This is a genomic window from Kitasatospora humi, from assembly GCF_020907985.1.
Lineage (GTDB): Bacteria > Actinomycetota > Actinomycetes > Streptomycetales > Streptomycetaceae > Kitasatospora > Kitasatospora humi.
In genome coordinates this window covers 421,760-447,025 of sequence record NZ_JAJJPA010000001.1, presented here as the reverse complement: position 1 = coordinate 447,025, position 25,266 = coordinate 421,760, and the positions used below count along the sequence as shown (strand labels likewise).

The following is a 25,266-nucleotide window of genomic DNA, read 5'->3' as shown; positions in this document are numbered from 1 at the left end:
CTCCTACTCCGTCGTGCTGCGGTCCTCGGACAACTCGCGACGGTTACCGGGGAGTTCGCCATTATCGCCGTGCAATTCGCGGCTATTCCCGGGGAGTTCGCCATCATCGCCGAGCAACTCGCTGCGGTTTCCTGGCACCTCGTCACACTCCCCGAGTAACTCGCTCCGCTCCCTGAGCAACTCGCTCCGCTCCCCCGGAGGTTCGCTGCCGTCTCCGTGCAGTTCGCCCCCGCCGCCGAGCAGCGCCAGTGCCCTCTCCACCTCGGCCGGCAGCCGACGGCGTCCGAGCACGGCGGCGGGCAACCGGGGTGCGGCCGACAACAGCGCCCTGGCGGCCTGGCGGTCGCCGCCGGCCGCCCTGACCAGCTCGCGGCTCTCCCGGAGCACGTGCGGCCAGGGCCGCCGCAGCCAGCAGGTCAGCAACTCGTTGCGCCGCAGCCGTGCGACCCGTCCCGGGCGCGGCTCGGCCGCCGGCTCGTGGTGCGACACCACCTCCGGGCAGTGGGCCACCCCCCAGCCGGCCGCCGCCAGGTCCAGCGCCAACAGGGTCTCCTCCCCACCGAAGTGCAGCAGCCGGTGGAAGCCGCCCACGCCCAGGAACGCGCTGCGGCGCACCACGCTGGCGCAGGCGAGGAACCCGAGCACGGACGGGCCGGGCAGGTCGGGATCGGTGCCGAGCGGCGAAGCGGCCAACAGCCGGTCGAGCGGGTCGGATTCGGCGTGCCGGCCGACCTCGGTGGCCGCCGCGAGCAGTCCGAGCCGCGGGTGGCCGTCGAAGATCGACTCGGCGGCCGCCAGCGCCCCGGGGTGCCACCAGGAGTCGTCGTCGCTGAACGCCACGTAGGGAGTGCCGAGCCGGGCCGCACCGAGGTTGCGCGCCACCGCGCCGAGGTTGCGGCGCAGCCGGCCGAGGAGTACCTCGGGGTGGCGTCGGCGGACGGCCGCGGCCGTGCCGTCCCGCGAGGCGTTGTCCACCACCACGATCGTGGGCCGCTCGGGCAGGGCGGTCAGCCGGTCGAGGGTGTGCAGCAGGCGTTCGCGGCGGTTGCGGGTGATGACGACCACTCCGATCCGCGTCGTCGGGGCGCTCATCGGCCGACCGTCCCGCGAGCGGCCGGCGCCACCGGTTCGGGCAGCCGCCGCACCGCCGCCAGCACCTGCTCGGCCGTGATCCGCAGCAACCTGGGGTCGGGCGCGGCACCGTGGGCGTCCCCCGGGCGCAGCACGCCGTCCGGGGCACCGGGCCAGAGCACGGCGTGCCGGGGGTCGTCCGGCGGGCCCCACAGCTGCGGGGAGACCGGGCCGAACAGGGTGACCGACGGCGTGCCGAGCGCGACGGCCAGGTGCGACAGGCCGGTGTCGCCGCACACCACCGCCGCGGCCTGGGAGACCAGCGCGGTCAGCTCCGCGAACGGCACGTCGGTCGGGCCGCCGATCACGGATCCGGGCGGCAGACCGGCTTCGGCGGCCACCTGCTCGGCCAGGGCCCGCTCTCCGGCACCGGCGCTCACCACGACGTGCCGGCCCTCCCGCCGCAGGGCTCGGGCCACCGCCGCGAACCGTGCGGGCGGCCAGCGACGGGCCCCGGCGTCCGCGCCGGGATGCAGCACGACCGCATCCGGGGCCGGTGAGGCGATGCCGGCCGGCGACAGCCGCAGGTCGGTCGGGTCGGCCTCGACGCCGTGCCACCGCAGCAGCCGGCACCAGCGGTCGCGTTCGTGCTCGTCCGCCCGCCAGGTCGGTCCGGCCAGCGGCGGGCGGCCCGCGCGGGCGAAGCCGATCAGGTGGGCGGGCGTCACGGTGCGCAGCAGCCGGTGACTCGGTGCCCCGTTGCCGTGCAGGTCGATCGCGACGTCCGGCGGCGGGCCGGTCCAGGGCAGCGCCACCGGCACCGCACGGGCGGGTGCGGTGGTCGGCAGCAGCCGGTCGACGCAGCCGGTCGCCGCCGCGGCGGCGGCCAGGCGGGCGGGCGCGGCCAGCACGATCCGGTGTCCGGGCCAGTGGCGCCGCACGGCCCGCAGCGCCGGCACGCCGGTGAGCAGGTCGCCCAGCCCGAGGGCGCGCAGCACCAGCACGGCGGGCACCGTGCCGTCAGTGCTCATGGCCGGAGCCCCCGCGCCGACCTCCCGGGCCGCTCACGGCCGGGTTCCCGGGGCGACCGTGGCCGCCGCACGGCGGGCGAGCGTGCTGGTCGACCTGCCGTCCAGGTACGGCAGCACCATGGCGTGGCCGCCCCAGTCGTCGAGCACGGCGGCCTCCGGCAGGGTCTCCGCGGTGTAGTCGCCACCCTTGATCCACAGGTGCGGCCGCAGCCGCCGGAGCACTTCGTGCGGCGTGTCCTCGTCGAAGACCACGACCCCGTCGACGCAGCCCAGGCCGGCGAGCACCCTCGCACGGTCCTCGGCCGGGTTGAACGGTCGGCCGGGCCCCTTCAAACGGCGCACCGACCGGTCGGAGTTGAGGCAGATGATCAGGCAGTCCCCCAGCCCCCGGGCGGACTCCAGCAGGCTGACGTGGCCGGCGTGCAGCAGGTCGAAGCAGCCGCCCGCGGCGACCACCGTGCCGCCGCCGGCCCGGACCGCCTCGGCCAGCGCGATCGGGTCGGTGGAGCGCCGGACCGGCGCGGTGGCCGGGTTCCACAGCCGGGCCGAGCTCGCGCCGCCCGCCGCCACGAAGGCCGTCGCCGCCGCCACGCCTTGCTGCACCGCCTCCTCCGCGATCGCGCCGTCGGCCAGCGCGGCGACGACCGTGGCGGCGAAGCAGTCGCCGGCCCCGCACGGGTCAGCGCTGGTCCGGTAGGGCGCGGGCAGCAGGATCGGGCTGTCCGCGCCCCGGCTGAGCAGCGCCCCGCCGGCACCGAGGGTGACGGCCACCGCGGTGGCCTGCCAGCGGCTGGTGAGCAGGGCGGCCCGCCGGCTGTGGTCGGCCAGGCCGTCGCCCTGCTCGGCGCCCGGGGCCAGCACCGCCGCCATCGTGCGGGCCTCCGCCGCGTTGGGTGTGGCGAGCCGGACTCCGGGGACGGGGGCTCCGCCACGGGGATGCGGGTCCCACACCAGCGGGGTGGTCCGGGCGACGGCCGACAGCAGGGGGCGGACGGCGTCCGCCACGCCTCGCCCGTAGTCGGCGACCAGGATCGCCGCCGCGCCGCCGAGGGCGAGCCGAACGGCTTCACCGGGCCGACCGGGCCGACCGCCTTCGTGGTCGACCCGGACCAGCGGGCGGCCGGCCACCCGGATCCTGGTCTTCACCGGCACCGGGCCGTCGAGGGGGAACTCGGCGAGGCGGACCCGGTCGGCCAGTCGGCGGCGCACCTCCGCCGCCGTCTCCTGATGGCCGAGCGCGGTCACCAGGACCACCTCCCGGCCGGTCCGCGCCGCCAGGCAGGCGGCCAGCGCGGCGCCGCCGGGTCGGCTGTGCTCGGCCGTCACGTCCACCACCGGCACCGGCGCGTCCGGCGCGAGCCTGGTGGCGTCGCCGTCCACGTCCCGGTCCAGCAGGGCGTCGCCGACCACGACCAGTGGCCCGGTCATGACCGGCGCACCGCTTCGCGTCGCTGCAGGGCCGCGTCGAAGGCCTCGCAGAGCACGTGCACCGCGACCAGGTGGACTTCCTGCACGGTGGCGGCCTGCGCTGCCGGGACGGCGAGTGCCTCGTCGACCCGCTGGGCCAGCGGATTCGGCGGCGGACCGGTCATCGCCCAGACGCCCAGCCCGGTGGCCCGGCCGAGGTCGGCGGCCGCCAGCAGGTTGCGGCTGTGGCCCGAGGTGGACAGCAGCAGCAGGACGTCGCCGGGACGGCCGTGCGCCTCCACCTGCCGGGCGAACACCTGGTCGAAGCCGTAGTCGTTGCCGATGGCAGTGAGGCTGGAGGTCTCGGCGTGCAGTGAGATCGCGGAGAACGCCGGACGGTCACCGGCGTACCGGCCGACCAGCTCGGCGGTCAGGTGCTGCGCCTGGGCGGCGCTGCCGCCGTTGCCTGCGGCGAGCAGCCGGCCGCCGGCCGGCAGCAGGCCGGCCAGGGCCTCGCCCCAGCGGGTGAGCAGTGGGAGCTGGTCACTGCGCAGCCGGTCGACGGCGTTCTCCACCGCTCGGCAGTGCGCGCTGGCCCGTGCCCGGTCGTACGCCGACTCGTCGAACTCGGTGGCCATCAGGGAGCTCCTGTTCTGGTGCGCGTGGCGGGTCGGGCGGCGGAGCCGCGGCGGCCCCGCGGCGCGGCCGGTGCCGGCCGGGCCAGCACCTCCCGGTAGATCTGCTCGGTGCCGGCGGCGACCCGCTCCCAGGTGAAGCGGTCCAGGATCCGGCGGCGGCCCGCCGCGCCGTAGGCGGCCCGGGTGGCGGGCTCGCGCAGCAGGGCGGCGATCGCCGCGGTGAGGGCGTCGGCCGAGTCGGGGGCGACCAGCAGCCCGGTGCCCCGGTCGACCACGGTGTCCAGGTGGCCGCCGACCGCGGTGGCCACCACGGGCACTCCGCATGCCATGGCCTCCAGCGGCACGATGCCGAAGGGCTCGTACCGCGCGGGGCACACGACGACGTCCGCGCTGCGGATCAGGGCGGGCATCCGGTCGGCGGGCATGCCGCCGAGCAGAGTCAGCCGTCCGGCCACCCCTCGGGACCGCGCACGGGCGAGGAGCCTGCGGGCCTCCGGGTCCTCGTCCAGCCGCTCGACCGGGGGGCCGCCGGCCACGAGCAGCTCGACGCCGGGCAGCTCCACGAGGCTGTCCACCACGAGGTCGACCTGCTTGCGCGGGATCAGCCGGCCGACCACCAGGAGCCGGGGCCGCTCGGTCCGGGCGGCGACCGGACCGAGCGGCTCGAAGGTGAACGGGTCCACCCCGCACGGCACCACCGAGATCCGCTCGGCCGGCACGCCCATGGCGACCAGTTCGGCGACCTCGTCGCGGCAGGTGGCGATGACCGCGGCGACGGACCGGCCGACCGCGGTCTCGATCGCGATCCGGGTCGGCGGGCTGGTGTCCGCCTCGGCCTGGTGGCGGCGCTTCACCGCGCCCAGCGCGTGGTAGGTCTGCAGGACGGGGAGCCGGTGGCGGCGCGCACCCCGCACCGCGCCCAGCCCGGACATCCAGAAGTGCGCGTGCGCCAGGTCGGGTCGCCGGACCGCCCAGTACCGGGCGAGCTGGTCCCCGAACGCCGGCATGTGGGGCAGCAGTTCGTCCTTCAGCAGCGGCTGCGGCGGCCCGGCCGCCACGTGGTGGACGGTGACCCCGGAGGCGAACCGGACGTGCTCGGGGCTGCTGGGGTCGGTGCGCCTGGTGTGCACCGTCACCCGGTGGCCTCGGTCGGCCAACGCCCTTGCCAGCGCCGCGACATGGACGTTCTGGCCGCCGGCGTCGACACCGCCGAGGGTGGCCAGCGGGCTGGCGTGTTCCGAGACGAGCGCGATCGTGAGGGCGGACGTCACCGGGTCACCTCCTCGATCAGGCGCTCCCAGTCGGTCAGGAAGCGCTTGAGGCCGTACCGCTCCAGGGCGGCCCGGCGGGCCCGGGCGCCGTCCTCGGCGGCCGCCTGCGGCTCCGCGAGGTAGTGGCGGACGGCGGCGGCGAGGACCTCCGGGCTGGTGGACACCACGCCGGCTCCCGGCGGCACGGCTCGGGTGGTCTCGGTGGTCGCGAGCGCGGCGACCGGCATGCCGAGGTGCATCGCCTCCAGGAGCGACAGGCCGAGTGACGTCCAGCGGACGGGGTGCAGGTAGAGCCGCCGACGCGCCAACTCCCGGTGCATGTCGGCCTGCGGCAGTTCGGCCGTGCGGCACCGGTCGGCGGGCAGCGCGAGGTGGCGGGCGAGGTCGGCGGTGCCCATGCCGAAGACGTGCAGCGGTGCCTGCTCGGCGAAGTACGGCAGCAGGTCGGTGCCGGTGGTGCGGCCCCGGCGCAGCGGCTCGTTGACCACGACCGCGGCGGCGGTCAGTTCACCGGTGTAGCCGTGGCCCGGGTCGACGATGCCGTGCTCGATCACCGTGGTCCTGGTCCGACCGCAGTCCCAGAAGAGCCGGTTGAACTCGGTCACGTGGACGACCGTCAGGTCGTCCCGGTCGGCCACCGGGTGCCGGGTGTCGGGAACGTCACCGTGCGGGCAGTTGTGCTCCAGGTACACCGCGGGCACGTCGCGGCCGGGGCGCCGCCCCGACCAGCGCGCCACCAGCTGCTCCTCGTGCGGGCGTTGCAGCAGCACCAGGTCGACGGGGGTCTCCCGGAGCCGCTCCGGGGGCAGCTCCACGACGGACGCCGGCCAGTCGAAGGTCCGGGCGCGGCCGAGGCCGTCCGGCCCGCGGCCGGCGAGCACGGGCACCAGGTAGGTGTGCGGTCCCTGCACGAACGCGGTGGTCCACGAGCCGTGGACGTGCCAGAGCAGGATGTTCACGGTGTCACCTTCCGCTGTTTCCCGGCGCGCGTCCGGGGCTTTCCGGTACGGCGGCGTCGGCCGGCTCCGGCGCAGCGGACGGCGCGGCCGGTGGCAGGGGGTAGGCCGCGGGCCAGGCGGTGGGGGCGGCGACTCCGGTCCAGGCGGGGGCGTTCCGGTGGCGCAGCCGGCCGCGGGCCCAGTGCCAGGCGGCGGCGGGCGGGATGAGCACGCTGGTGGCGAGCATCGCGCGGATCTCGGCCGCTGTGCGCGGTCCGGGTGCGATCCGGGCGACGGCGAACTCGGCCGTCCCCAGGAGCCAGGCGGCGGCCAGCGCGGCGGCGGCACCTGGGCGTCGGACCAGGCCCGCGGTGAGTGCGGCGGCGGCCGCGCCGGTGACCGCCAGGTGCCGTGGCAGCCGGCCGCGCGGCGCCCCGGCCCGCTGCCACCAGTCGCGGCCGTGCAGTCGGGTCATCAGGACGTCATCGGCGTTGCCGACCTGGAGCCGCAGCGAGATCCACGGGTCGGCGGGACGGACCGGATGGGCGGTGGTCCGCCGTCCGGTGGTCAACTCCCAGCCCTGGTCGATGAGTCGGAGCGCGATGTCGGCGTCCTCCCGGAACGCCCGGCGGAACCGCTCGTCGAAGCCGCCGACCTCGGCCAGCGCCACCCGGCGGTAGGCCAGGTCGGCGGTGATCCAGCGCGCGGTGGCCAGGGCGGCGGTGGTCCGTTCCCAGTCGGTCGGCGGCCGGTCGTCCGGCGTCGGGACGACGATCCGCCCCTGCACGCCGGCCGTCCGCGGGCCCGCCGCGGTGAGGTCGGCGACCAGGTCCGCGGCCCAGGTGGGGCCGGGCACGGTGTCGTCGTCCAGGAAAGCGATCCACGGTTCGGGAGCGTTGCGCCAGCCCGCGTTGCGCGCGGCGGCCGGTCCGTTGCCGGCGCCCGGTACCACGCTGATCCGGTCGGCCAGGGCGGCGGGCACCACGACCGGCAGCGGTTCGCAGTCGTCCAGCGGGCGGTCGTCGACCAGCACGACGCGGGCCGGGCGCGGGCCGGCGCTGCCGGCCAGCGCGGCCAGGCAGGTGCTCAGTGACGGCCGCCCCAGCGTCGGGACGACCACGGCGTAGTTGATCGCGGTCATCGCCGGGCCCCTTCACCGCCGGCGGCGAAGAGCGCGCCGCGCCGGACGGCGAACGGCCCCAGCGCGAGCAGGTCGACGGGCGACGAGCCGAAGCACTCCAGCGCGTCGCGCACGTCGTCGACCATCGGGCGGCCCGCCGTGTTGAGGCTGGTGTTGACCACCACCGGCAGACCGGTCAGCAGTTCGAACTCCTCCAGCATCCGGGCGGTCAACGGGTCGTCCGCCGGGTCGACGGTCTGGATCCGGGCCGTTCCGTCCACGTGCACCACCGCGGGGATGCGCTCGCGCCACTCGGTGGCGACCTGGTGGACGAAGAGCATGTACGGGCTGGGCAGCGGACCGTCGAAGATCTTGTCGGCGCGGTCGGCCAGCACCATGGGCGCGACCGGGCGGAACTGCTCGCGCCCCTTGACGTCGTTGAGGCGCTCCAGGTTCGCGGCCCTACCCGGATGGGCCAGCAGGGACCGGTGGCCCAGCGCCCGCGGGCCGAACTCGGAACGCCCCTGGAACCAGGCGACGATGCCGTCGTCGGCCAGCACCCGGGCCACTTCGGCGGCGATGTCCGTGGGTCGCGCGTGCGGCACCTTGGCCCGCACCAGCCACTCCTCCAGCTCGGCGTCGGACCAGGCCCGCCCGAGGTCGGCGCCGGGCATCGGAGCGAGCGGCTCCCCCGCGCCGGCCGCGAGGAACAGCGCGGCACCGAGGGCGGTGCCCGCGTCACCGGCGGCCGGCTGCACCCACACGCGGTCGAAGGGGCCTTCGCGGGCGATGCGGGAGTTGGCCACGCAGTTCAGTGCGACCCCGCCGGCCATGGTCAGCAGCGGGTCGTGGGTCCGGCCGTGCAGCCAGCGCACCAGGTCGAGCAGCACCTCTTCGAGGACCAGCTGCGCCGAGCAGGCCAGGTCCGCGTGCCGGCCGCTCCACTCCTGGCCCGGCCGCAGCGCGGGCGCCAGCTGCGGCCACGGCACCCCGGTGGCGTGGAAGCCGCCGTCCCCGGTCGGGTAGACGTAACGGCGGATCTCGGCGGCCATGCTCGGTGAGCCGTAGGAGGCCATCGCCATGACCTTGTACTCGTCCGACGAGCGCAGGAAGCCCAGGTGCTGGGTCAGTTCCTCGTAGACCAGGCCGAGCGAGTGCGGCAGCCGCTGGGCGGCCAGCGGTTCCAGGTGGCCGCCCATGCGGCGGGCGGCCAGGTGGGAGGCGGCCTCGCCGCGGCCGTCCAGCACCAGGACCGAGGACGGGTCGGCGGTGCCGTCGACGGCGAAGGCCGCCGAGGCGGCGTGGGCCACGTGGTGCGGGACGAACCGGACCTTCGCCGGGTCGAGGCCCGGCAGGGCGTGGGCCAGGAACGACGGCGCGTCCTGCGCGTACCGCTGCCGGAGCCAGTCCCACGGGTCGTCGAGTCCCAGCTGGTCGGCGGGCTCGGCGAGCGCCGGATCGAAGGAGTAGCCGACCAGGTCGAGGTCCTCCGGCCGCAGGCCGGCCCGGCGCAGGCACCAGCGCGCCGCCTGTTCGGGCAGCTCCCAGGCCGAGAAGGGCAGGGGCCGCTTCCCGTGTTTGCGGCGGCTGAACCGCTCCTCCTCGGCCGCCGCGACGACGGCACCGTCGACGACCAGGGCGGCGGCGGGGTCGTGGAACAGGGCATTGATGCCGAGGACGCGCATGGGCTCTGCCTTCGCTCGGGAGACCTGGATCTCTCCGCCCCGCCGGCCGGAGGAACCGGCGGGCACCTTCCGTCACAGCTTCGGCCGACCCGACGGCGGGCGCGACCCGAGGCGGACCGGACGTCACCCACCGTGCCGACCACCGGGCCCACCGCTCGGCGCGGCGCCCCCACCGCTGGTGCGACCCGTGCTCCGATGGCTCACGCTGGCGGTGTCACCGCCGCCGCGGCGACGGCCCAGCCGGCACACCGCCGGCCGGCTTCCGCGCCGCCGCGGTGCCCGTTGTCCGGTCGAGACGGAGGGAGTACGGAGGGTGTGGGGATGAGCGAGAGCCTTCCGAGCCGCCCCCGCGGCCGATCGGATCCCCCTGCCGTTCGGCGGCTGCCGGCCGATGCCGGTCAGCCCCTGGGTCCGATCCGCAGCGCCGTGATCGTGTCCGCTCACCCGTTCGAGTTACTGGCGGGCTTCGGTGGCAGCATCGCGATGCTGACGGCCGACGGCGCACGCGTCTCCATCGTGTCCGTGGGCGGGCCCGATGCGGCCCTACGGGCGACCGGCGGCAGTGAGACGCCCCTGCTCAAGGCGTTCGCAGAGCTGGGCGTGGCGGAGCAGCAGGTGGTCAGGCTGGGCATCCCGGCCGCCGCGATCACCTCCCGGGTCGGGGAGATCACCCGCCGCCTGGGGTTCCTCGTCCAGGGCTTCGAGCTGTGCGCGGCGCCGTGGTGCGACGACCGGGCGGCCGCGAGCGGGGCGGTGCGCTGGGCGTCGCTGCTGGCCTGCTCGCTGCGGCAGCGGCCACCGCTGGTGGAGTACCTCGCCGGGGCCGCCGACGGCACCCGGAAGGGCAAGCCCTGGCACCGGGCCGCCTGGATCCCGCTGCCGGCCGAGGCCGCTCGCGCCAAGGAGCGAGCGGTGGGCGTCTGGCTGGCCTCCGTTTCGAAGACCCACCGGCCGGCCGTCACGGCGGCGAACGGGACGACCGGCCATGAGCTGATCTTCCGGTGACCGTCGGGGAGGCCGGCCGGCACGCGGGTCGACGGTCGGTGGGTCGATCGGATGGTCAGAGCGATGGTGATCAGATGGTCAGGGCGATGATGCTGCCGATCAGGATCAGCGCGAACACCACCGCGATCACCACGATCAGCACGGCGGGCCAGGGCCCCCAGGCGCGCCGCAGCTCCGGCGGCTCCGGGTGGGAGATCCCCGAGATGCCGCCCTCCGCCGGCGGCGTGTCGCCCTGAGGCGGAGTGGTGCCATGCTCCAGCCCGGGTGTGGTCGTGGGGTCGGGATCTGGTGTGGTCATGGCGCACTCCTCGCTGGCGTGCCCGGCCCGCCGGGCGCTGCACTGTGGTGCACCGTCGCGGCTACCCGGCACGGGCCGCTTCACGCGTCACGCGGACGGCCGTCCCCGGCGCCGGCCGGCTGCCCGGCTGCGGCTGCCGCCGGGGACGGCTCCCTCCCCCATCGGCAGTCGTGCTGTCGCCAACTCGGTCCGGGTCACTGATCCTGTTCTTGCGCCAGGAAGACCGGCGGGCGCCTGAACCACTCCCTCCCGAGGAGGACACGCCTGATGAGCACCTTGGCAACGGGCCGCGGGCACGCGGTGGTCACCGGAGGCGCCGGCTTCGTCGGGTCGCACCTGTGCCAGGCCCTGCTGGCGCACGGGTACGACGTCACCTGCGTCGACGACTACTGCACCGGTTCGCCGCACAACGTCGCCCAGCTGGCCGACCACCCCGGCTTCACCTTCGTCGCCGGGGACGTCGCCCAGGGGCTCGACGTCGACCGGCACACCGACCTGGTCTGCCACCTCGCCTCGCCGGCCTCCCCCGCCGACTACCTCCGCCTGCCGCTGCACACCCTGGACACGGGCAGCGCGGGCACCCGGAACGCCCTGGAGCTGGCCCGGCGTCACGGCGCCCGGTTCCTGCTGACCTCGACGTCGGAGGTGTACGGCGACCCGCTGGAGCACCCGCAGAGCGAGAGCTACTGGGGCAACGTCAACCCGGTCGGCCCGCGCAGCGTCTACGACGAGGCCAAGCGCTTCGCCGAGGCGCTGACCACGGCGGAGGCGGAGGCGGCCGACGTGGACACCGCGATCGTCCGGTTGTTCAACACCTACGGCCCCCGGATGAGGCCCTTCGACGGCCGCGCGGTGCCGACCTTCATCCGGCAGGCGCTGGCAGGCCGGCCCCTGACCGTCACCGGGGACGGCACCCAGACCCGCTCCCTCACCTATGTGGACGACACCGTCGAGGGCATCCTCGCCATGGCCTGGTCAGACCTGAGCGGACCGGTCAACATCGGCAACGACACCGAGCTGACGATGCTCGAACTCGCCCGGATGATCATTGAGCTGACGGGCTCCTCGTCGGTGATCGAGTTCATCGAGCGCCCGACGGACGACCCGATGGTCCGCCGCCCCGACCTCACGCTCGCCCGCGGCAAGCTCCGGTGGGAACCGCGCACCGCCCCCCGGGACGGCCTGGAGCGGACCATCGCCTGGTTCCGCGAACACCCCGAGGGGTGACGGTCCTCCCCTGCGGATCCGTCGGCTCGTCCGGAAGGCCCTTGATGCACACTCCCCGACCTCGTCCCGCGGCGCACTCCGGCCCGCCGGCAGCCGTCCTCTTCGATCGCGACGGCACCCTGATCGAGGACGTCCCCTACAACGGCGATCCCGACCTGGTCCGCCCGATGCCGACCGCGCTCACCGCGCTCACCGCCCTGCGGAAGCGAGGCGTGGCGGTCGGCGTGGTCAGCAACCAGTCCGGCATCGCCCGCGGGCTGCTCAGCCACGCGGACGTCGAGGCCGTCCGGCAGCGGGTCGAGGACCTCCTCGGTCCCTTCGCGGTCTGGGTGATCTGCCCGCACGGCGCCGAGGACGGCTGTCAGTGCCGCAAGCCGGCCCCCGGGCTGGTGCTGACCGCGTGCCGGTCCCTGGGAGTGGCACCGCACCGGGCCGCCGTCATCGGCGACATCGGGTCCGACCTCGCCGCCGCGCGCGCCGCCGGTGCCCGCGGTGTCCTGGTGCCCACCGCCGTGACCCGCCCGGAGGAGGTCGCCGGTGCGGCCGAGTGCGCACCGGACCTGGCCTCGGCCGTCGACCTGCTGCTCGGCCGCGGGGCCGCCGGTGCCGGGGGCGGGGACCGGTGAGCCGGACCCTGGTGGTGCGCCTCGACAGCGCGGGTGACGTCCTGCTCGCCGGCCCTGCCGTCCGGGCGGTGGCGGACGGCTCCGACGAGGTCGTGGTGCTGTGCGGCCCGCAGGGCGCCCGGGCCGCCGAACTGCTGCCCGGCGTCGACCGGATCATCGTGTGGGAGGCGCCGTGGGTCGGCTTCCAGCCCCCGCAGGTGCGGGCCGACGGCATCACCCGGTTGGTGGCACAGCTCGCCGAGGGCGGGTTCGACCGCGCGCTGGTCCTCACCTCCGCGCACCAGAGCCCGCTGCCCACCGCCTTGCTGCTCCGGATGGCGGGCATCCGCGACATCGCCGCCGACAGCCGCGACTACCCCGGCTCCCTGCTCGACCTGCGGCACCGGCGCGCGCCTGGACGGCACGAGGCGGAAGCGGCGCTCGACCTGGCACGGGCGGCCGGCTTCACCCTCCCGGAGGGGGACGACGGCGCCCTGCGCGTGCGCCCCGCTCCCGAGATGCACGAGCTCACCGGGCCCGATCCGTACGTGGTCGTCCATCCCGGTGCCGCCGTCCCCTCCCGGGCTCCCGGGGCCGCCACCGCCGCCGAGGCCGTCCGGGCGCTGTCCGAGGCCGGCTACCGGGTGGTGGTCACCGGCGGGCCCGCTGAGAAGGAGCTCACCGCGGAGGTCGCCCGCCACCACGCGCTCGATCTCGGTGGCCGAACCGATTTCGCCGGACTGGCCGGCGTCCTGTCGGCCGCCTCCGCACTCGTGGTCGGCAACACCGGACCGGCGCACCTGGCGGCGGCGGTCGCGACTCCGGTCGTCTGCCTGTTCGCGCCGGTCGTGCCGGCCGAGCGGTGGCGGCCCTACCGGGTGCCGCACGTGGTGCTCGGCGACCAGGAGGCGGCCTGCGCGGGCACCCGGGCGAGGACCTGTCCGGTGCCGGGCCACCCCTGCCTGAACTCGGTCACCGGGGCGCAGGTCGCCGAGGCCGTCGCGGCGCTGGCCGGTCGGCCGATGGCTCCGGCCGAGCCCGGCGGCAGGCCGGAACAGCGCGCTGTGAACAACGACACGCCCAGGTGAAATCCGTGTGCCACAAGGGAGTTGACGTCGCTCCCGGCGCCACGTGAGATCGGACACTTCGGGTTGCCGGTCCGGGCTGTGAGCATGGGCCACTGGCCCGTCCCCGTTTCGCCAGCAGGTCTTTGTGTCCCTGACGATCACGTCCGCGCCCGCCTCCTCCGCCGAGCACCAGGGTGCCGCCCCCGTCCCTCCCACGCCCGCCCCCGAGCCCGCTCCCGCCGCGGCCCGCGCCCCCTGGCGCAGCCTGCGGCACCGCGGCATGCGCTGGTGGTCGGCGGCCAACCTGGTGTCCAACGCGGGCACCTGGATGCAGCTCACCGTCCAGAACCTGCTGGTCCTGCAGCTGACCCACTCGGCGGCGATGACCGGTCTCTCGCTGGCCATCCAGGTGGCGCCCGGCCTGCTGCTGGGGCTCGCCGGCGGCGCCGCCGTCGACCGCTGGCCGCGGAAGCTGACGGCCGGGGTCGGCCAGGCGCTGCTGGGCGTCGTGGCCTTCACCACCGCCGTCCTGGTGGCCTGCGGCCTGCTCACCATCCCGGTGCTGCTCGCTCTCGCCCTGGTGAGCGGTCTGATCGCCACCGTCGACGGCCCGGCCTGCGCGCTGCTGGGCAATGACCTGGTGCCCCGCGAGGACGTGCCGTCGGCGATCGCGGTCGGCTCCGTGGTGAGCAGCGTCGGACGACTGGCCGGCACCGCGCTGGCCGGCCTGCTGATGAGCCTGCTCGGTCCGGCCAGCGCCTACGCCGCCAACGGCCTGTCGTTCCTCTGCGTCGCCGCGGTCATCCCGTTCCTACGGCTGAACCCGGCCGAGCCGCCACCGCCCGCGGCCGTGACCGAGCCGGCCCGCGGGGGCCGGGCACTGTACGAGGGGCTCGCCTTCTTCTGCCGGCGCCGCCGCCTGCTCGCCCTGGCCGCGCTGACCGCCCTCGGCTCGGTCCTCGGCCGCAACTACGGCCTGACCCTGGCGGCGCTGGTCACCGGACCGCTGCACGCCGGTCCCGGCGGCTACGGCCTGGTGTCCAGCGTGCTCGCGATCGGCGGTACGGCGGGGGCCGTACTGGCGGGCCGGCTGCGGCGGCCGTCGGTCCGGCTGGTGGCGGTGGTGACCGCCGCGGGCGGACTGCTCCAGGCCGTCGCCGCGCTGTCACCCACGATGCTGCCGCTGGTGCTGGCCGTGGTGCCGATGGCGGTGCTCGAATCCGCGGGTGACACGGCGGTGACCACCCTGTTGCAGACCGACCCGCCCGCGCACCTGCGGGGCCGGGTGCTGGGCACCTGGCGCAGCCTGAGCACGGCGTGGGGGCTGGCCGGCCCGCCCCTGCTCGGCCTGCTGATCCAGACCCTGGGGGCCCGCGGCGCGCTGGTCGGTGGCGGACTGGTCACGGCCGGCGCGGTCGCCGCCGGGGCGCTGGTACCGGCGCTGCGCCGGTCGGCCCCGATTCCTCAGCTGGCCTGCGCCTCGGCGTAGTGCATGAAGCGCCGCATTCCGGGCACACGGATGACTCATAGCGCAGAACGTTCGAAACGCACGACTGCTCGAAGCAACCGTTGGGAGGATTCGATGGCTGACGTCAGTCCTATCGAGCTGCAGATGGCGCTCAAGGGTGCCAACTACCCGTCGAGCCGGGACGATTTGATGCGCTGCGCCGAGAACAACGGCGCGGATCAGACGATCATGGATGAACTCTCGCACCTGCCGTCCCAGGACTTCGAGAACCCCAGTGAAGTGCAGAAGGCCGTGTTCCACTGATCGGGCGACCTCGCTGACCGGAGGAGACCGGCGCCCCACCCCTCGGGCGGCGGCGCCGGTCTCCTCGCGAGCGGGGGATGAGCCCACCGGGCGGGTGAGCGCACCCGGCGGGTGAGCCCGCGCGGCAGGTGAGCCCGCGCGGCGGGTGAGCCCGCGCGGCGACGGGAGCAGCAGGGGTGGCGGACCGAAGGCTCCCCCGAGGATTGAGACCGGCCCGACTGGGCAGTCGCGGGTTGGAGTTCCGAGGGGATCGGCCGCCTTGGTGAGTTCCGCCCTTCGCGGGTGGTGCCCTGCCGGGCGGTGCGTCAGGGCGAGCGCGGGGGTGCGAGCGCGGGGGTGCCGACGCGGCGAGCGGTGACCACCCGGAGCCTGGCGGGGCGCGTCCCGGGCCGGATCCTGGCGGAACCGGTGGGCCGTCCGGCGGACGATCCGCAACGACACCCCCCGGTGGCACGACCGTGGCACCCGGGAGCAGGAAGGGAGACCGCCATGGGACACAAGGGAAACGTGATCGCGGAACTGACCAGCGACCACCGCGAGGTCGAGGGCATGTTCGAGCGGATCCAGGCGCTGGAGCCCGGTGACAGACAGCGGCGCGAGCTCGCCGATGAGTTCACCATCGAGTTGGTGCGCCACGCGGTGGCCGAGGAGCAGTACCTCTACCCGGCGGTGCGCAAGTACGTGGCCAACGGTGACAGGCTGGCCGACAAGGAGATCCAGGACCACGCGACCGTGGAGAAGCTGCTCAAGAAGTTGGAGGGCAGCAAGGTCGAGGACCCGGCCTTCGACGCGCTGGTGACGCAGGTGATCCACGAGGTGACCGGCCATGTCGCCGACGAGGAGCAGAACCTGTTCCCCGCACTGGCGGCGGGCTGTTCGGCGACCGAGCTGAACGAGCTCGGCGACAAGGTGCGCACCGCCAAGAAGCTGGCGCCCACCCGTCCGCATCCCTCCGCCCCGGACCGTCCGCCGGCCAACAAGCTGCTGGCGCCCGGCGCGGGCCTGGTCGACCGGGCCCGCGACATGGTGACCGGACGCGGCCGCTCCTGAGCCGATCGGCGGCCGGGGCCCCTTCGGGGGCGTTCCCGGCCGCCGCCGTCACGGCCGCCGCGCGGAACCGTCGGTGCCCTGTCCCTCGACGACCGGGCCAACCGGGGTCGGCTGGGCTCGACCGAACGGTTTCGACTGGCAGGGCCGACCAGGTTCCCGACCGCCGGCGAGCGGCGTTTCAGCCGCGTGACCCCGGGCATGCGGTCGGAGGAACCCCCGGCGATCAGGAAACGGCAATGGCAACACCCCACACCCAGCTCACTGCCCTGCACCGACTGCTGCTGCGCGGGCGCCGCGGGATCTGGCGCCTCATCCGCGGCCACCGACCGAATCAGGGCCAGGTTGCCGGCGCGCCATGACGCGCGCGCCATGCCGGATCCTGTCCACGACGCCCCGCTCGCGGCTCCGTCCGGGCGGATGACGGTCGTGGTGAGCGACGCGCCGTCCGGCGGACGACAGTCGCGGTGAGCGACGAGCCGCCCGGCGGACGACAGTCGCGGTGAGCGACGAGCCGCCCGGCGGACGACAGTCGCGGTGAGCGACGAGCCGCCCGGCGGACGACAGTCGCGGTGAGCGACGAGCCGCCCGGTGGACGACGGTCGTGGTGGGGGACGAGCCGCGGCCGAGGGGCGCGCGGCGTCAGACCAGTCCGGCCTCTTCGACCCGCAGCCGCGCCAGGAGCGCGGACCGGTGCAGACCGGCGATGCCTTCGAGCAGGTCCGGGTGGCGCAGCAGGGCGGCCGCGTCGCGGTCCTGGTCACCGGGGTCGGTGAGGCGTCCCAGGCCGCCGGCCTCGGTGTGGTGCTCGGTCGCCGTGAGGGCCTGGCGGGCCCGGGCGGCCAGCGCGGGGTCGGCCAGCAGGCAGGCGGCCCAGCTGACCACCGTCTCGTCGACCCAGGTGCGCCAGGCGGTGTCGTCGGGCGCCGGGTCGCTTCCGGTGAGCCAGTCCAGCCGGTGGGCGCCGCTGGGGGCGAGCAGCTGGAGCAGCTGCACGTCCAGCTCGGTGGGGTAGCACAGGGCGGCGGCGACCGTGGCGGCCTGCCGCGCCTGGGCCTCGGCCAGCGCGTGGCTGAGCGCGCCGGCGGGCGGCGGATAGGCGGCCAGGAGCCAGCGGGTGGAGGCGGCTATGACCGCGGTCAGGTCGGAGGGCACGGCGATCGGTCCTTCGGAGGTGCTCGCCGGTGTCCGCAGTGGTCGGCCTTCGCGAGCTACGTGCGCGGAGCGACGGTGCCCCGCTTGTGCCAGACCAGTGTAAGTGGCCGCCGCGAGCCGTGACGTGACCACGCTCACACCTCCCCCGGGCCGGCCCGGGCGGGCCCGCGAGTCGCCGGCCCGGTCACAGGTAGCAGCGCCGGCACCTGGCACTGCCGACGACGCGGCCGACGCGCATGGCGAGTTGGGCCAGCAGTGCGACACGGCGGTCGGCGGGGCCGACCAGGTCGGCCAGGCGGTTCAGCAGCCGCCACCAGGCGCGGGCGACGTCGGTCGGCCGGGAGCGGGGCATGCCGCGGCCGGCGAAGTCCCGGTAGAGCTGCGGGTGGGAGCGGCCGTAGCGGTAGAACTGGCGGATGATGGCCCGGGGTTCGGCGCGCAGGCGGTAGTGCACGACGGCGTCGGGAGCGAACGCCAGCCGGTAGCCGGCCAGTTGGGCACGCCAGAAGAACTCGACGTCGTCGCCGCCATAGCGGTAGCTCTCGTCGAACCCGCCCAGGCGGTGCCACAGCTCCTTGCGGAAGCCGCAGTTGGCGCCGGCCGGGTAGGGCAGGAAGGCGAAGGTGTCGAGCAGTGCGTCTGATTCCTTCGGCGGGCGCGCGGCCAGCGCCAACCAGGAGTTGAGCTTGCGGCGTTCCAGGGCGCCGCCGGCAGCCGGGCTGGTGCGCAGGGCGTCGACCAGCCCGGCCATCCAGCCGGGAGCCGCCACGTCGTCCGCGTCGCAGCAGAGCACGAGTTCGCCGCGCGCTTGGTGGCAGCCGATGTTGCGTGCGCGGTTCACGCCGCACCCGGCGGTGGCGTGAACCACCCTCAGCCGAGACGTCCGCTGCTGCCAGGACCGCAGCAGCGCGCGGGTGCCGTCCTTCGATCCGTTCTCGACGACGATGACCTCCCACTCCCCCGGGTAGGTCTGGCAGTTCAGGGCGGCCAGCTGGGTGGCGATCGTCGCCTCGGCGTCGTGCGCGGGCATCACGACCGAGACCAGGCGCACCGGGGGGAGCTGCTCGCTCATCCGGCGCTCCGCGCGGCCGGCCGCAGCGCCTGGACGGCGTGGAGCAGCGCGGTGGTGTCGCGCAGATCCGCCAGTACGGCATCGGCTCCCGCCTCCCGCAGCACGGCGGTGCTGCTCGCGCCCGAGGCGACGGCGATCACCCGTGCCCCGCCGACGCGCGCCGCCCACACGTCCCGCGGGGTGTCGCCGATCAGCACGGTGCCGTCGGCGTCGAACTCGTGCCCGTGCGCGGCGGCGGCGCGGCGGCGGGCCACCGGAACGAGGGCGGCCCGCTCGCGGGCGTCGTCGCCGTACGCGCCGATGCCCGGATCCAGGTACCCGGCCAGCCCGAACAGCCGCAGCTTCAGGGCGGCGTTGGCCCTCAGGTTCCCGGTGAGCACGGACTGGGCCGCCGCAGGCTGGCGCCCCAGCGCCCGCAGTGCCTCGACGGCACCGGGCAAAACCCTTCCGGCGGCCCGGAGTTCGGGGGCCAGTCGGCGCAGTTGGGTGACCAGTTCGGCGGTGACCCGGCCCGGCTCGACCGGTTCGGCGCCGTGCCGTGCGAACAGCTCGGCCATGATGTCGGGTTCGGTCCGGCCTGCGGTGGCGACCCGGTGGCGGGCGGGGGTGCCGGTGAGGCGCTCGAAGGCTCGCGGGTAGATCGCCTGGCAGCGGCCGCCGTCGTCGATCAGTGTGCCGTCGATGTCCCACAGCACCAGGAGGCGCTTCACACCGGGGCCACCCGTCGGTGGGGAGCGGGCTCGGCCGCGAACGGGCCCCGCCGCGCGGTGCAGGCCGCGCCGTGGCGGGCCGCGAGGGCCAGCGCGTCGGCCGCGGTCGCCCCGGTGGCGAGCGCGTAGGTGAGGACGGCCGCGAAGTTGTCCCCGACCCCGTAGGTGTCGACCAGCGGACCGGGTGCGCGGGCGGCCCGGTATCGCTGGGGAGGCCGGCCGCAGCGGCTGAACACGCCACCGCGCCCGCCTTCGGTGCTGACCACCAGGTCGGGCGGCGTGCGCAACAGGGCCGGATCGCACCTCTCGGCCGGGTCGCAGCCGCTGCCCACCAGCGCGTCGACCCGGACGCCGGACTCCAGCACGGTGCCGAACTCGCGCGCCGTCACCACCAGCACCCCGGCCCGCCGGGCCCGGCGCAGCAGGGCCGCGTCGCCCGCGGTGAAGAACACCGCGTCGAAGGCCGCCAGTTCGCCCCAGTCGAGGGGATCGGCCACGACCGGTTGCAGCCGCGCCCCCAAGGTGATGGTGGTGCGCTCGCCGGAGCGGTCGACCAGGCTCACCGCCTCGCGGGTCGGCTCGGTACGGACGGCGGCCAGCACCCGGACGCCCCGGTGCTCGAGCTCGGCGCGTGACCGCCGCCCGGCCCGGTCGTCGCCGAGGGCGGTGAAGAAGGCGCAGCGACCGGCCAGTTCGGCCAGTCGGACGGCCGCGACCGCGCCTGCGCCCGCCGGGCCCTGCCAGAGCGGCTCGGCGTGGATCACGTCACCGGCGGTGGGCAGCTGGTCGAGGCCGGCGATCGTCGTCCACTCGACGTGCCCGACCACGGCCACCCGTGGGCGCCCCGGAGGAGCCGCCGTGCCGGCGCGGCGGATGTCGTCGTCCATCGCTCCTCGACTCTCGCGGACTCTCGCACCGGTCCGTCGCCGGCACCGCTCCCAGCGGATCACCACTGAGCCGTATACGCACTGCCTCCTACGCCGATCGAGGGTACGTTGACGAACTGTGAATGGCGGGCCGGGAAAAGCTCCGTGATGATGGGCCCCTGGGCATGTCAGCTCCGTGCACCACCCGTGGCCGCGCGGTCATCTGCCGCTCCTGCCGCTCGACGGAGGTGTGTGTGAAGGACGTAGACGCGGTGCTCTTCGATTTCGACGGAACCCTGTGGGATCCGGAGTCCGAGATATTCCGCGCCCATGCGGAGGTCTTCCAGGAGTTCGGCCACCCACTTCCGCCGGACGTCTGGTCGTCCGTCGTCGGCACCATCGGGTTCGACCTGTGGACGCACCTCGAACGGCTCACCGGGCACCCGGTGGACCGCCGGGCGGCGCAGCAGCGGGTCGGCCGGCGGCAGCGGGAACTGCTCGGCGGGCTGTCCAGCCGGCCCGGGGTGCACCGCATCCTGCGGGCGGTGGACGCGCTGGGGATCTCCCGTGGCATCGTCAGCAACTCGACCAGGGAGTGGATCTCCCGCTACGCGCGGCAGTGCGGCCTCGCCGAGGGCTGGAGCACGGTGCAGTGTGCCGACGGGGACCGCAGCGGCGCGAAACCCGCACCCAACCTGTACGTCGCGGCGCTCGCCTCCCTGGGCGTCCCCGCCGAGCGGGCGGTGGCGTTCGAGGACTCCCCCAGCGGCGTCCGCGCGGCGAAGGGGGCCGGGATCCGATGCGTCGTCGTTCCGAACGCGATGACCGCCGCACTCGATCTCCAGGAGGCGGATCTGCGGTTCGACTCATTCGAGCAGATCGATCTGTCCGGAATTCTCAGCAGGAAGACTCTCAGAGGAAAGCCGATGACTCAGGCCGTCAGCGCGAAAACGGAGCCGGTGTCCGAGCAGGACGTCGCGGGCGCACTCCAGCACTACTACTACCTCCCGGACAAGCTGCGCGTGGTCAAGGGCGAGGGTGTCCACCTCTATGCCGAGGACGGCCGGCGCTATTTCGACTGCTCCTCGGGGACGTTCAACCTGAGTCTGGGCTACGCCCATCCGGAGATCGTGGAGGTGGTCCGCGAACAGGCCGGCCGGCTGATCCACGTCACCTCCAAGTTCCAGACCGAGCCGCTGAACGCGCTGGTCTCGAAGCTGGCCGAGGTCTCCCCGCCGAACCTCACCCGGGTGCACCTGAAGTCGGCCAGCGGCTCCGACGCCAATGAGAGCGCCATCAAGATCGCCCAGGTGCACACCGGGATGTCCGACGTGATCACCCTCTTCCGCGGCCACCTGGGCCAGACGCTCGGCATGATCGGCGCCTCGGGCGCGGCGTTCCGGCGCACCCCCTTCCCCTCGCACCTGCCCGGCGTGGTGCACGTGCCCGACCCGCACTGCCTGCGCTGCTTCTACCGGCAGGAGCGGGCCAGTTGCGGCCTGCTGTGCGTCGAGCGGATCAACGACTTCATCGACTACGCGAGCACCGGCCGGGTGGCCTGCGTGGTGCTGGAGCCGATCAGCGGCAACGGCGGCAACGTGGTCCCGCCCGACGGCTACCTGCAGGCGCTCAAGAAGCTCTGCGACGAGCGCGGGATCGTGCTGGTCTTCGACGAGATCCAGACCGGGTTCGGGCGCACCGGCCGGATGTTCGCCGCCGACCACTTCGGTGTCGCCCCGCACATGCTGACCTTCGGCAAGGGCCTCGGCGGCGCGGGTATGCCCATCGCCGGCATCCTGACCGAGGAGCGGCTGGCCGGTGTGGAGGGGCACCACATCAACTCGACGTTCGGCGGCAACGTGCTGGCCGCCGCAGCCGCCCTGAAGACCCTGGAGGTCATCGGCCGTCCGGGCTTCCTGGAGAACGTGCGGGCCGTCGGCGGGTACGTGCTCGACCGGCTGCGCGACTTGGCCTCGAGGGTGTCGTTCGTCCGGGAGGTGCGCGGCGTCGGACTGATGATCGGCATCGACATCGTGGACAACGCGGGTCGTCCCGATCCCCGGCTCACCAACCACCTGGCCGAACTCGGCCTGGAGCACGGACTGCTGCTGCGCACCTCGCTCTACGGGCACGGCAACGTGCTGAAGGTGCGACCGGCACTGGTCATGACCCGTCAGGAGGCGGACGAGATGTGCGACCTGCTGGAACGACTCTTCCTCTCGGTCTCATGAGGGGCCTGGTCCAGGAGCTGTCCCGGCAGATCCGGGCAGCCGTCCGCACCGGTCTCCACGAGGTCGGCAGCCGCTACCTGCAGGGCACGGCGAAGGGCGGGGACGCCGAGTTCCCGGTCGACGTGCTGGCCGAACGGGCCGCCTGGGACTTCCTGACCGGGCGGGGTGAGCCCGTCGCCGTCTACACCGAGAGCGAGGGGCTGCGCACCATCGGCCGGAACCCCGAGCACCTGCTGGTCATCGATCCGATCGACGGCACCCGCGGGGCTGCCGCCGATCTGGAGATGGCCTGCGTCTCCATCGCCGCGGCGCCGTTCGGCGAGGCGCCCGTCATCGGGGACATCCGGTACGCGATGCTCCAGGAGATCAAGTCCGGCAACTGGCTCTACGCGGACGCGGACGGCACCGGGATCGAGTCGGTCGGCTTCCCCGCACCGGTGCCCCGGCTGTCCACCACCGTCGACCTCGACCGGATGTTCTGGTCGCTCGAATTCAACGGCCATCCTGCGGAGTTGATGATCGGAGCCTACGGCCACCTGATCGACGCCTCGGCCAACACCGGTGGCGTGTACGTCTTCAACAGCGCCTCCTTCTCCATCTCGCGGATCATCACCGGACAGATGGACGCCTACGTCGACATCGGCAACCGGCTGCTGCGCGACCGCCCTGACACCGAGCCGGAGTTCCGCCGGGTCGGGCACGGGAGCATCCTCCACCTGTTCCCGTACGACATCGCGGCCTCGGTGTACCTGGCGGAACGGGCCGGGGTCACCATCACCGACGCCTACGGCAAGTCGTTGCACGACACCCTGCTGCTGGACATCGGCCCGCTGAACCAGCGGTCCTGCGTCGCCGCCTGCACACCGCAGTTGCACGCGGCGCTGATCGACTCGATCCGCTGGTAGGAGGCGGTTCTGGTGACCGATCGCCGGCACCTCGCGGTCACGGCCGCCCGCCCGCCCGGCGGGTGGACCGACGACGCGGCCCTGTCGGCCGTCGTCGACGCCCTCGGCCTCACCATCGAGTACGAGATCCTGGAGGGCGGCTCCCCCGCCCGGGTGTACCGGGCCGGCACCTCGGCCGGGGCGGACCTCGCGGTCAAGGTCCTGGTGCCCGCGGCCGGCGCCGTGGACGGCCACGACCTGGCGTCGTTCCGCCGCAAGCTCCGCCAGATCGACCGACTGCAGGCGCTGGCACCGGACTTGGCGGCACACTACCTGCCGGTCAGGCACGTCCTCGACGGGGACGGGTGGTCGGCAGCCACCACGCCGTTCTACGACTCGGCGGATCTGGCGGCTCCGCTGCGCCGGTCCCCGCATGGCACACGGGAGTTCTTCCGGCAGTATGCGGCGGTCATCCGGACCCTGGTGCTGCACGGGTACGCCGCGCAGTCCCACCCCACCCCGGCCGGCCACGTCGCGCAGGTCGTGGTGGGCCGGTTCCTGCGGCGCCTGCCCGTGCTGCACCGGGCGCTGCCCGCCGAGTTGATGACCGCCGAGCGCCTCACCGTCAACGGCGTGCGGTGCCAGGCCCCGCACCTGGTCCTGGAGCGGCTGGCCGGCCGGCTCGCCCCGCTGGCGCCCGCACGGCTGATGGCCCCGGCCCACGGGGACTTCAACACGCGCAACGTGCTGGTGTCCGCTCGCCCCGGTGCGGCCGTCGATGACTTCCGGTTCATCGATCCGCGCGGCTCGACCGAGCCGTGGGACCCGGTCTACGACCTGGCCAAGACGCTCTTCAGCCTCAGTGTGTGGGATCCCGCACTGCGCACGGGCTTCTCGGTGCGCAGCTCCCGGCGGCACGGCTACCAGGTGGGGTTCCGGCAGCCGGTGTTCCCGGGCTACCGCGCGGCGATCCACCGGTTCCTGCCCCGACTGGCGGCGTGCCAAGGGCTTTCGGAGGTGTTCCGCGACGATCCCGGCTGGCTGGAGCGGCTGCTGCTCACGCATGACCTGCACGTCCTGGCGGAGGCGCCGTGCCGGCTCTCGGACCGCAAGCCCAAGCCCGACCTGCGGGGAGGGTTCTCCACGCCCGCGGAACTCGCGCTCGGCCACTACCTGCTGGGCACGCTGCTGATCAACGATCTCGCCGCACAGCTCGGCAGCACCGGGCGGGTGGACGCCGAGCGCCACCTTGCGCTGGTGGCCGACCACCTCCCCCATGGCTGACCGGTCAGGCGGGCGAGCGGCCCGCCAGATGGGCGAGCGCCGCGTCCAGACCGGGGCCCAGCAGGCGGTGCCGGGTGCTGCGGAGCACCAGCCGCGGCGGGCGGCGGCAGCGGGAGGCGGCCTCCTCGCCGCGGGCGGCCACCACCCGGGTGGGCAGGTCGAGGGCCTGCTGCACCTTGGACATCAGCTCGAACCTGGTCACCACGTCGCGTCCGCCGAAGTGCACGACACCCGTCCGCGCCCAGAGTTCGGCCAGGGCCGGCCCCAGGCTGGGGAGGTAGACGGGGGCGCACACCAGGTCGGTGCGGGCCGGCGTCGTCGGCCCGGCCAGCCGTGCCAGGAAGCTGTTCGCCCAGGGACCGCGGCCGAAGACGAGCGGGATCCGCACCACCAGGTGCCCGCCGTCGGCGAGCAGCAGGTCCTCGGCGGCCGTCTTGGTCCGGCCGTAGACGTTGACCGGGGACCGGAGGTCGTCCTCGGTGTACTGGTGGCGGGAGCCGTCGAAGACGTTGTCGCTGGAGAAGAAGACCAGCTTGGCCGCCGAGTCGCGCACCGCCGCCAGCAGGACCTCCACGGGACGGACGTTGAGGCGGTGGGCCAGCTCCGGATCGGCTTCGGCCGCCTCCAGCGGCACCAGGCCGGCCGCGTGGATGACGAGGTCGAAGCCGTCGGCCGCGAGCGCCCGCAGTCGGCGCTCGTCGCGCAGGTCCAGCTGGACCAGCCCCGGGATCGCCCGGTTGGCGAAGGTGCCGACGACCTCGTGGCGGGCCGCCAGATGGCGCCACAGGCCGCCGCCCACGAACCCCGAGGCACCGAGCAGCAGGATCCGCAGGCGCGGATCCGACGGCGAGTCACCTGGGCCCGACTGCCAATAGCGGCTCAT

Annotated in this window: 24 protein-coding genes; 10 read left to right on the top strand and 14 right to left on the bottom strand. The window is 74.7% G+C overall.

Annotated features, from left to right (window positions below):
* Window positions 1–3: 3 nt before the first annotated feature.
* The 8 genes from LN042_RS02100 to LN042_RS02065 are packed head-to-tail and all read right to left on the bottom strand — an operon-like array spanning window position 4 to window position 9,161.
* Complete coding sequence (locus tag LN042_RS02100; protein WP_308191749.1) at window positions 4–1,092, bottom strand: glycosyltransferase family 2 protein; 1,089 nt, start codon at window positions 1,090–1,092, stop codon at window positions 4–6.
* Window positions 1,089–2,102 (bottom strand): glycosyltransferase family 9 protein, encoded by a 1,014-nt coding sequence (locus LN042_RS02095; RefSeq protein ID WP_230047986.1) that lies wholly within the window; start codon window positions 2,100–2,102, stop codon window positions 1,089–1,091. The genes LN042_RS02100 and LN042_RS02095 overlap by 4 nt, the downstream gene beginning before the upstream one ends.
* Window positions 2,103–2,135: 33 nt before the next feature.
* Entirely contained in the window at window positions 2,136–3,530 is a 1,395-nt protein-coding gene (locus tag LN042_RS02090; protein WP_230047985.1) for a PfkB family carbohydrate kinase, read from the bottom strand.
* Complete coding sequence (locus tag LN042_RS02085; protein WP_230047984.1) at window positions 3,527–4,147, bottom strand: D-sedoheptulose-7-phosphate isomerase; 621 nt, start codon at window positions 4,145–4,147, stop codon at window positions 3,527–3,529. Before LN042_RS02085 ends, LN042_RS02090 begins: the two co-directional genes overlap by 4 nt.
* Window positions 4,147–5,418, bottom strand: coding sequence for a glycosyltransferase (locus tag LN042_RS02080; RefSeq protein ID WP_230047983.1), 1,272 nt, complete (start codon window positions 5,416–5,418; stop codon window positions 4,147–4,149). Before LN042_RS02080 ends, LN042_RS02085 begins: the two co-directional genes overlap by 1 nt.
* Entirely contained in the window at window positions 5,415–6,377 is a 963-nt protein-coding gene (locus LN042_RS02075; protein ID WP_230047982.1) for a glycosyltransferase, read from the bottom strand. Before LN042_RS02075 ends, LN042_RS02080 begins: the two co-directional genes overlap by 4 nt.
* Before the next feature lie 4 nt (window positions 6,378–6,381).
* Window positions 6,382–7,497 (bottom strand): glycosyltransferase family 2 protein, encoded by a 1,116-nt coding sequence (locus tag LN042_RS02070; RefSeq protein WP_230047981.1) that lies wholly within the window; start codon window positions 7,495–7,497, stop codon window positions 6,382–6,384.
* Window positions 7,494–9,161 carry a carbamoyltransferase family protein gene (locus LN042_RS02065; RefSeq protein WP_230047980.1) on the bottom strand — a complete coding sequence of 556 codons (1,668 nt, stop codon included), beginning with the start codon at window positions 9,159–9,161 and terminating at the stop codon, window positions 7,494–7,496. Before LN042_RS02065 ends, LN042_RS02070 begins: the two co-directional genes overlap by 4 nt.
* A 432-nt stretch (window positions 9,162–9,593) precedes the next feature.
* Here LN042_RS02065 and LN042_RS02060 point away from each other — a divergent pair, with 432 nt between their 5' ends.
* Window positions 9,594–10,166, top strand: a complete 573-nt coding sequence (locus LN042_RS02060; protein WP_230047979.1) for a hypothetical protein — start codon at window positions 9,594–9,596, stop codon at window positions 10,164–10,166.
* 70 nt (window positions 10,167–10,236) lie between these two features.
* Here LN042_RS02060 and LN042_RS02055 read toward each other — a convergent pair whose 3' ends face one another.
* The gene (locus tag LN042_RS02055; protein ID WP_230047978.1) at window positions 10,237–10,464 is read right to left on the bottom strand and encodes a DUF6480 family protein; all 228 of its coding nucleotides are present in this window, start codon (window positions 10,462–10,464) and stop codon (window positions 10,237–10,239) included.
* Window positions 10,465–10,731: 267 nt separating this feature from the next.
* On the opposite strand from LN042_RS02055, the gene LN042_RS02050 reads away from it, so the two are divergent.
* From LN042_RS02050 to LN042_RS02025, 6 genes are all read left to right on the top strand, one after another.
* Window positions 10,732–11,691: an NAD-dependent epimerase/dehydratase family protein gene (locus tag LN042_RS02050; protein WP_230047977.1), complete on the top strand. Its 960-nt coding sequence runs from the start codon at window positions 10,732–10,734 to the stop codon at window positions 11,689–11,691.
* Window positions 11,692–11,735: 44 nt separating this feature from the next.
* On the top strand, window positions 11,736–12,317 hold the full coding sequence (locus LN042_RS02045) for a D-glycero-alpha-D-manno-heptose-1,7-bisphosphate 7-phosphatase (protein WP_230047976.1): 582 nt from the start codon (window positions 11,736–11,738) through the stop codon (window positions 12,315–12,317).
* A complete protein-coding gene (locus tag LN042_RS02040) occupies window positions 12,314–13,384 on the top strand; it encodes a glycosyltransferase family 9 protein (RefSeq protein WP_230047975.1) in 1,071 nt (356 codons plus the stop codon). The genes LN042_RS02045 and LN042_RS02040 overlap by 4 nt, the downstream gene beginning before the upstream one ends.
* Before the next feature lie 130 nt (window positions 13,385–13,514).
* The gene (locus LN042_RS02035; protein WP_249800527.1) at window positions 13,515–14,852 is read left to right on the top strand and encodes an MFS transporter; all 1,338 of its coding nucleotides are present in this window, start codon (window positions 13,515–13,517) and stop codon (window positions 14,850–14,852) included.
* A 93-nt stretch (window positions 14,853–14,945) separates the two neighbouring features.
* Entirely contained in the window at window positions 14,946–15,134 is a 189-nt protein-coding gene (locus LN042_RS02030) for a DUF2795 domain-containing protein (protein WP_230047973.1), read from the top strand.
* Between the two features lie 489 nt (window positions 15,135–15,623).
* Window positions 15,624–16,184: a hemerythrin domain-containing protein gene (locus LN042_RS02025; RefSeq protein ID WP_230047972.1), complete on the top strand. Its 561-nt coding sequence runs from the start codon at window positions 15,624–15,626 to the stop codon at window positions 16,182–16,184.
* Window positions 16,185–16,823: 639 nt separating this feature from the next.
* Here the strand turns inward: LN042_RS02025 and LN042_RS02020 are convergent.
* The 4 genes from LN042_RS02020 to LN042_RS02005 form a co-directional block, all read right to left on the bottom strand.
* Window positions 16,824–17,336: a hypothetical protein gene (locus tag LN042_RS02020; protein WP_230047971.1), complete on the bottom strand. Its 513-nt coding sequence runs from the start codon at window positions 17,334–17,336 to the stop codon at window positions 16,824–16,826.
* A 184-nt stretch (window positions 17,337–17,520) separates the two neighbouring features.
* Window positions 17,521–18,408: a glycosyltransferase family 2 protein gene (locus tag LN042_RS02015; protein ID WP_230047970.1), complete on the bottom strand. Its 888-nt coding sequence runs from the start codon at window positions 18,406–18,408 to the stop codon at window positions 17,521–17,523.
* Window positions 18,405–19,118, bottom strand: a complete 714-nt coding sequence (locus LN042_RS02010) for a haloacid dehalogenase-like hydrolase (protein ID WP_230047969.1) — start codon at window positions 19,116–19,118, stop codon at window positions 18,405–18,407. The genes LN042_RS02015 and LN042_RS02010 overlap by 4 nt, the downstream gene beginning before the upstream one ends.
* Entirely contained in the window at window positions 19,115–20,005 is an 891-nt protein-coding gene (locus LN042_RS02005; protein ID WP_230047968.1) for a PfkB family carbohydrate kinase, read from the bottom strand. Before LN042_RS02005 ends, LN042_RS02010 begins: the two co-directional genes overlap by 4 nt.
* 233 nt (window positions 20,006–20,238) lie before the next feature.
* Between LN042_RS02005 and LN042_RS02000 the strand changes: the two genes are divergently transcribed.
* From LN042_RS02000 to LN042_RS01990, 3 genes are read left to right on the top strand one after another with little or no spacing between them, the layout of a single operon-like run.
* The gene (locus tag LN042_RS02000) at window positions 20,239–22,215 is read left to right on the top strand and encodes an aminotransferase class III-fold pyridoxal phosphate-dependent enzyme (protein WP_230047967.1); all 1,977 of its coding nucleotides are present in this window, start codon (window positions 20,239–20,241) and stop codon (window positions 22,213–22,215) included.
* Window positions 22,212–23,120: an inositol monophosphatase family protein gene (locus LN042_RS01995; protein ID WP_230047966.1), complete on the top strand. Its 909-nt coding sequence runs from the start codon at window positions 22,212–22,214 to the stop codon at window positions 23,118–23,120. Before LN042_RS02000 ends, LN042_RS01995 begins: the two co-directional genes overlap by 4 nt.
* Before the next feature lie 12 nt (window positions 23,121–23,132).
* Window positions 23,133–24,383, top strand: coding sequence for a phosphotransferase family protein (locus tag LN042_RS01990; RefSeq protein ID WP_230047965.1), 1,251 nt, complete (start codon window positions 23,133–23,135; stop codon window positions 24,381–24,383).
* Window positions 24,384–24,387: 4 nt separating this feature from the next.
* Here LN042_RS01990 and LN042_RS01985 read toward each other — a convergent pair whose 3' ends face one another.
* Window positions 24,388–25,266: an SDR family oxidoreductase gene (locus LN042_RS01985; protein ID WP_230047964.1), complete on the bottom strand. Its 879-nt coding sequence runs from the start codon at window positions 25,264–25,266 to the stop codon at window positions 24,388–24,390.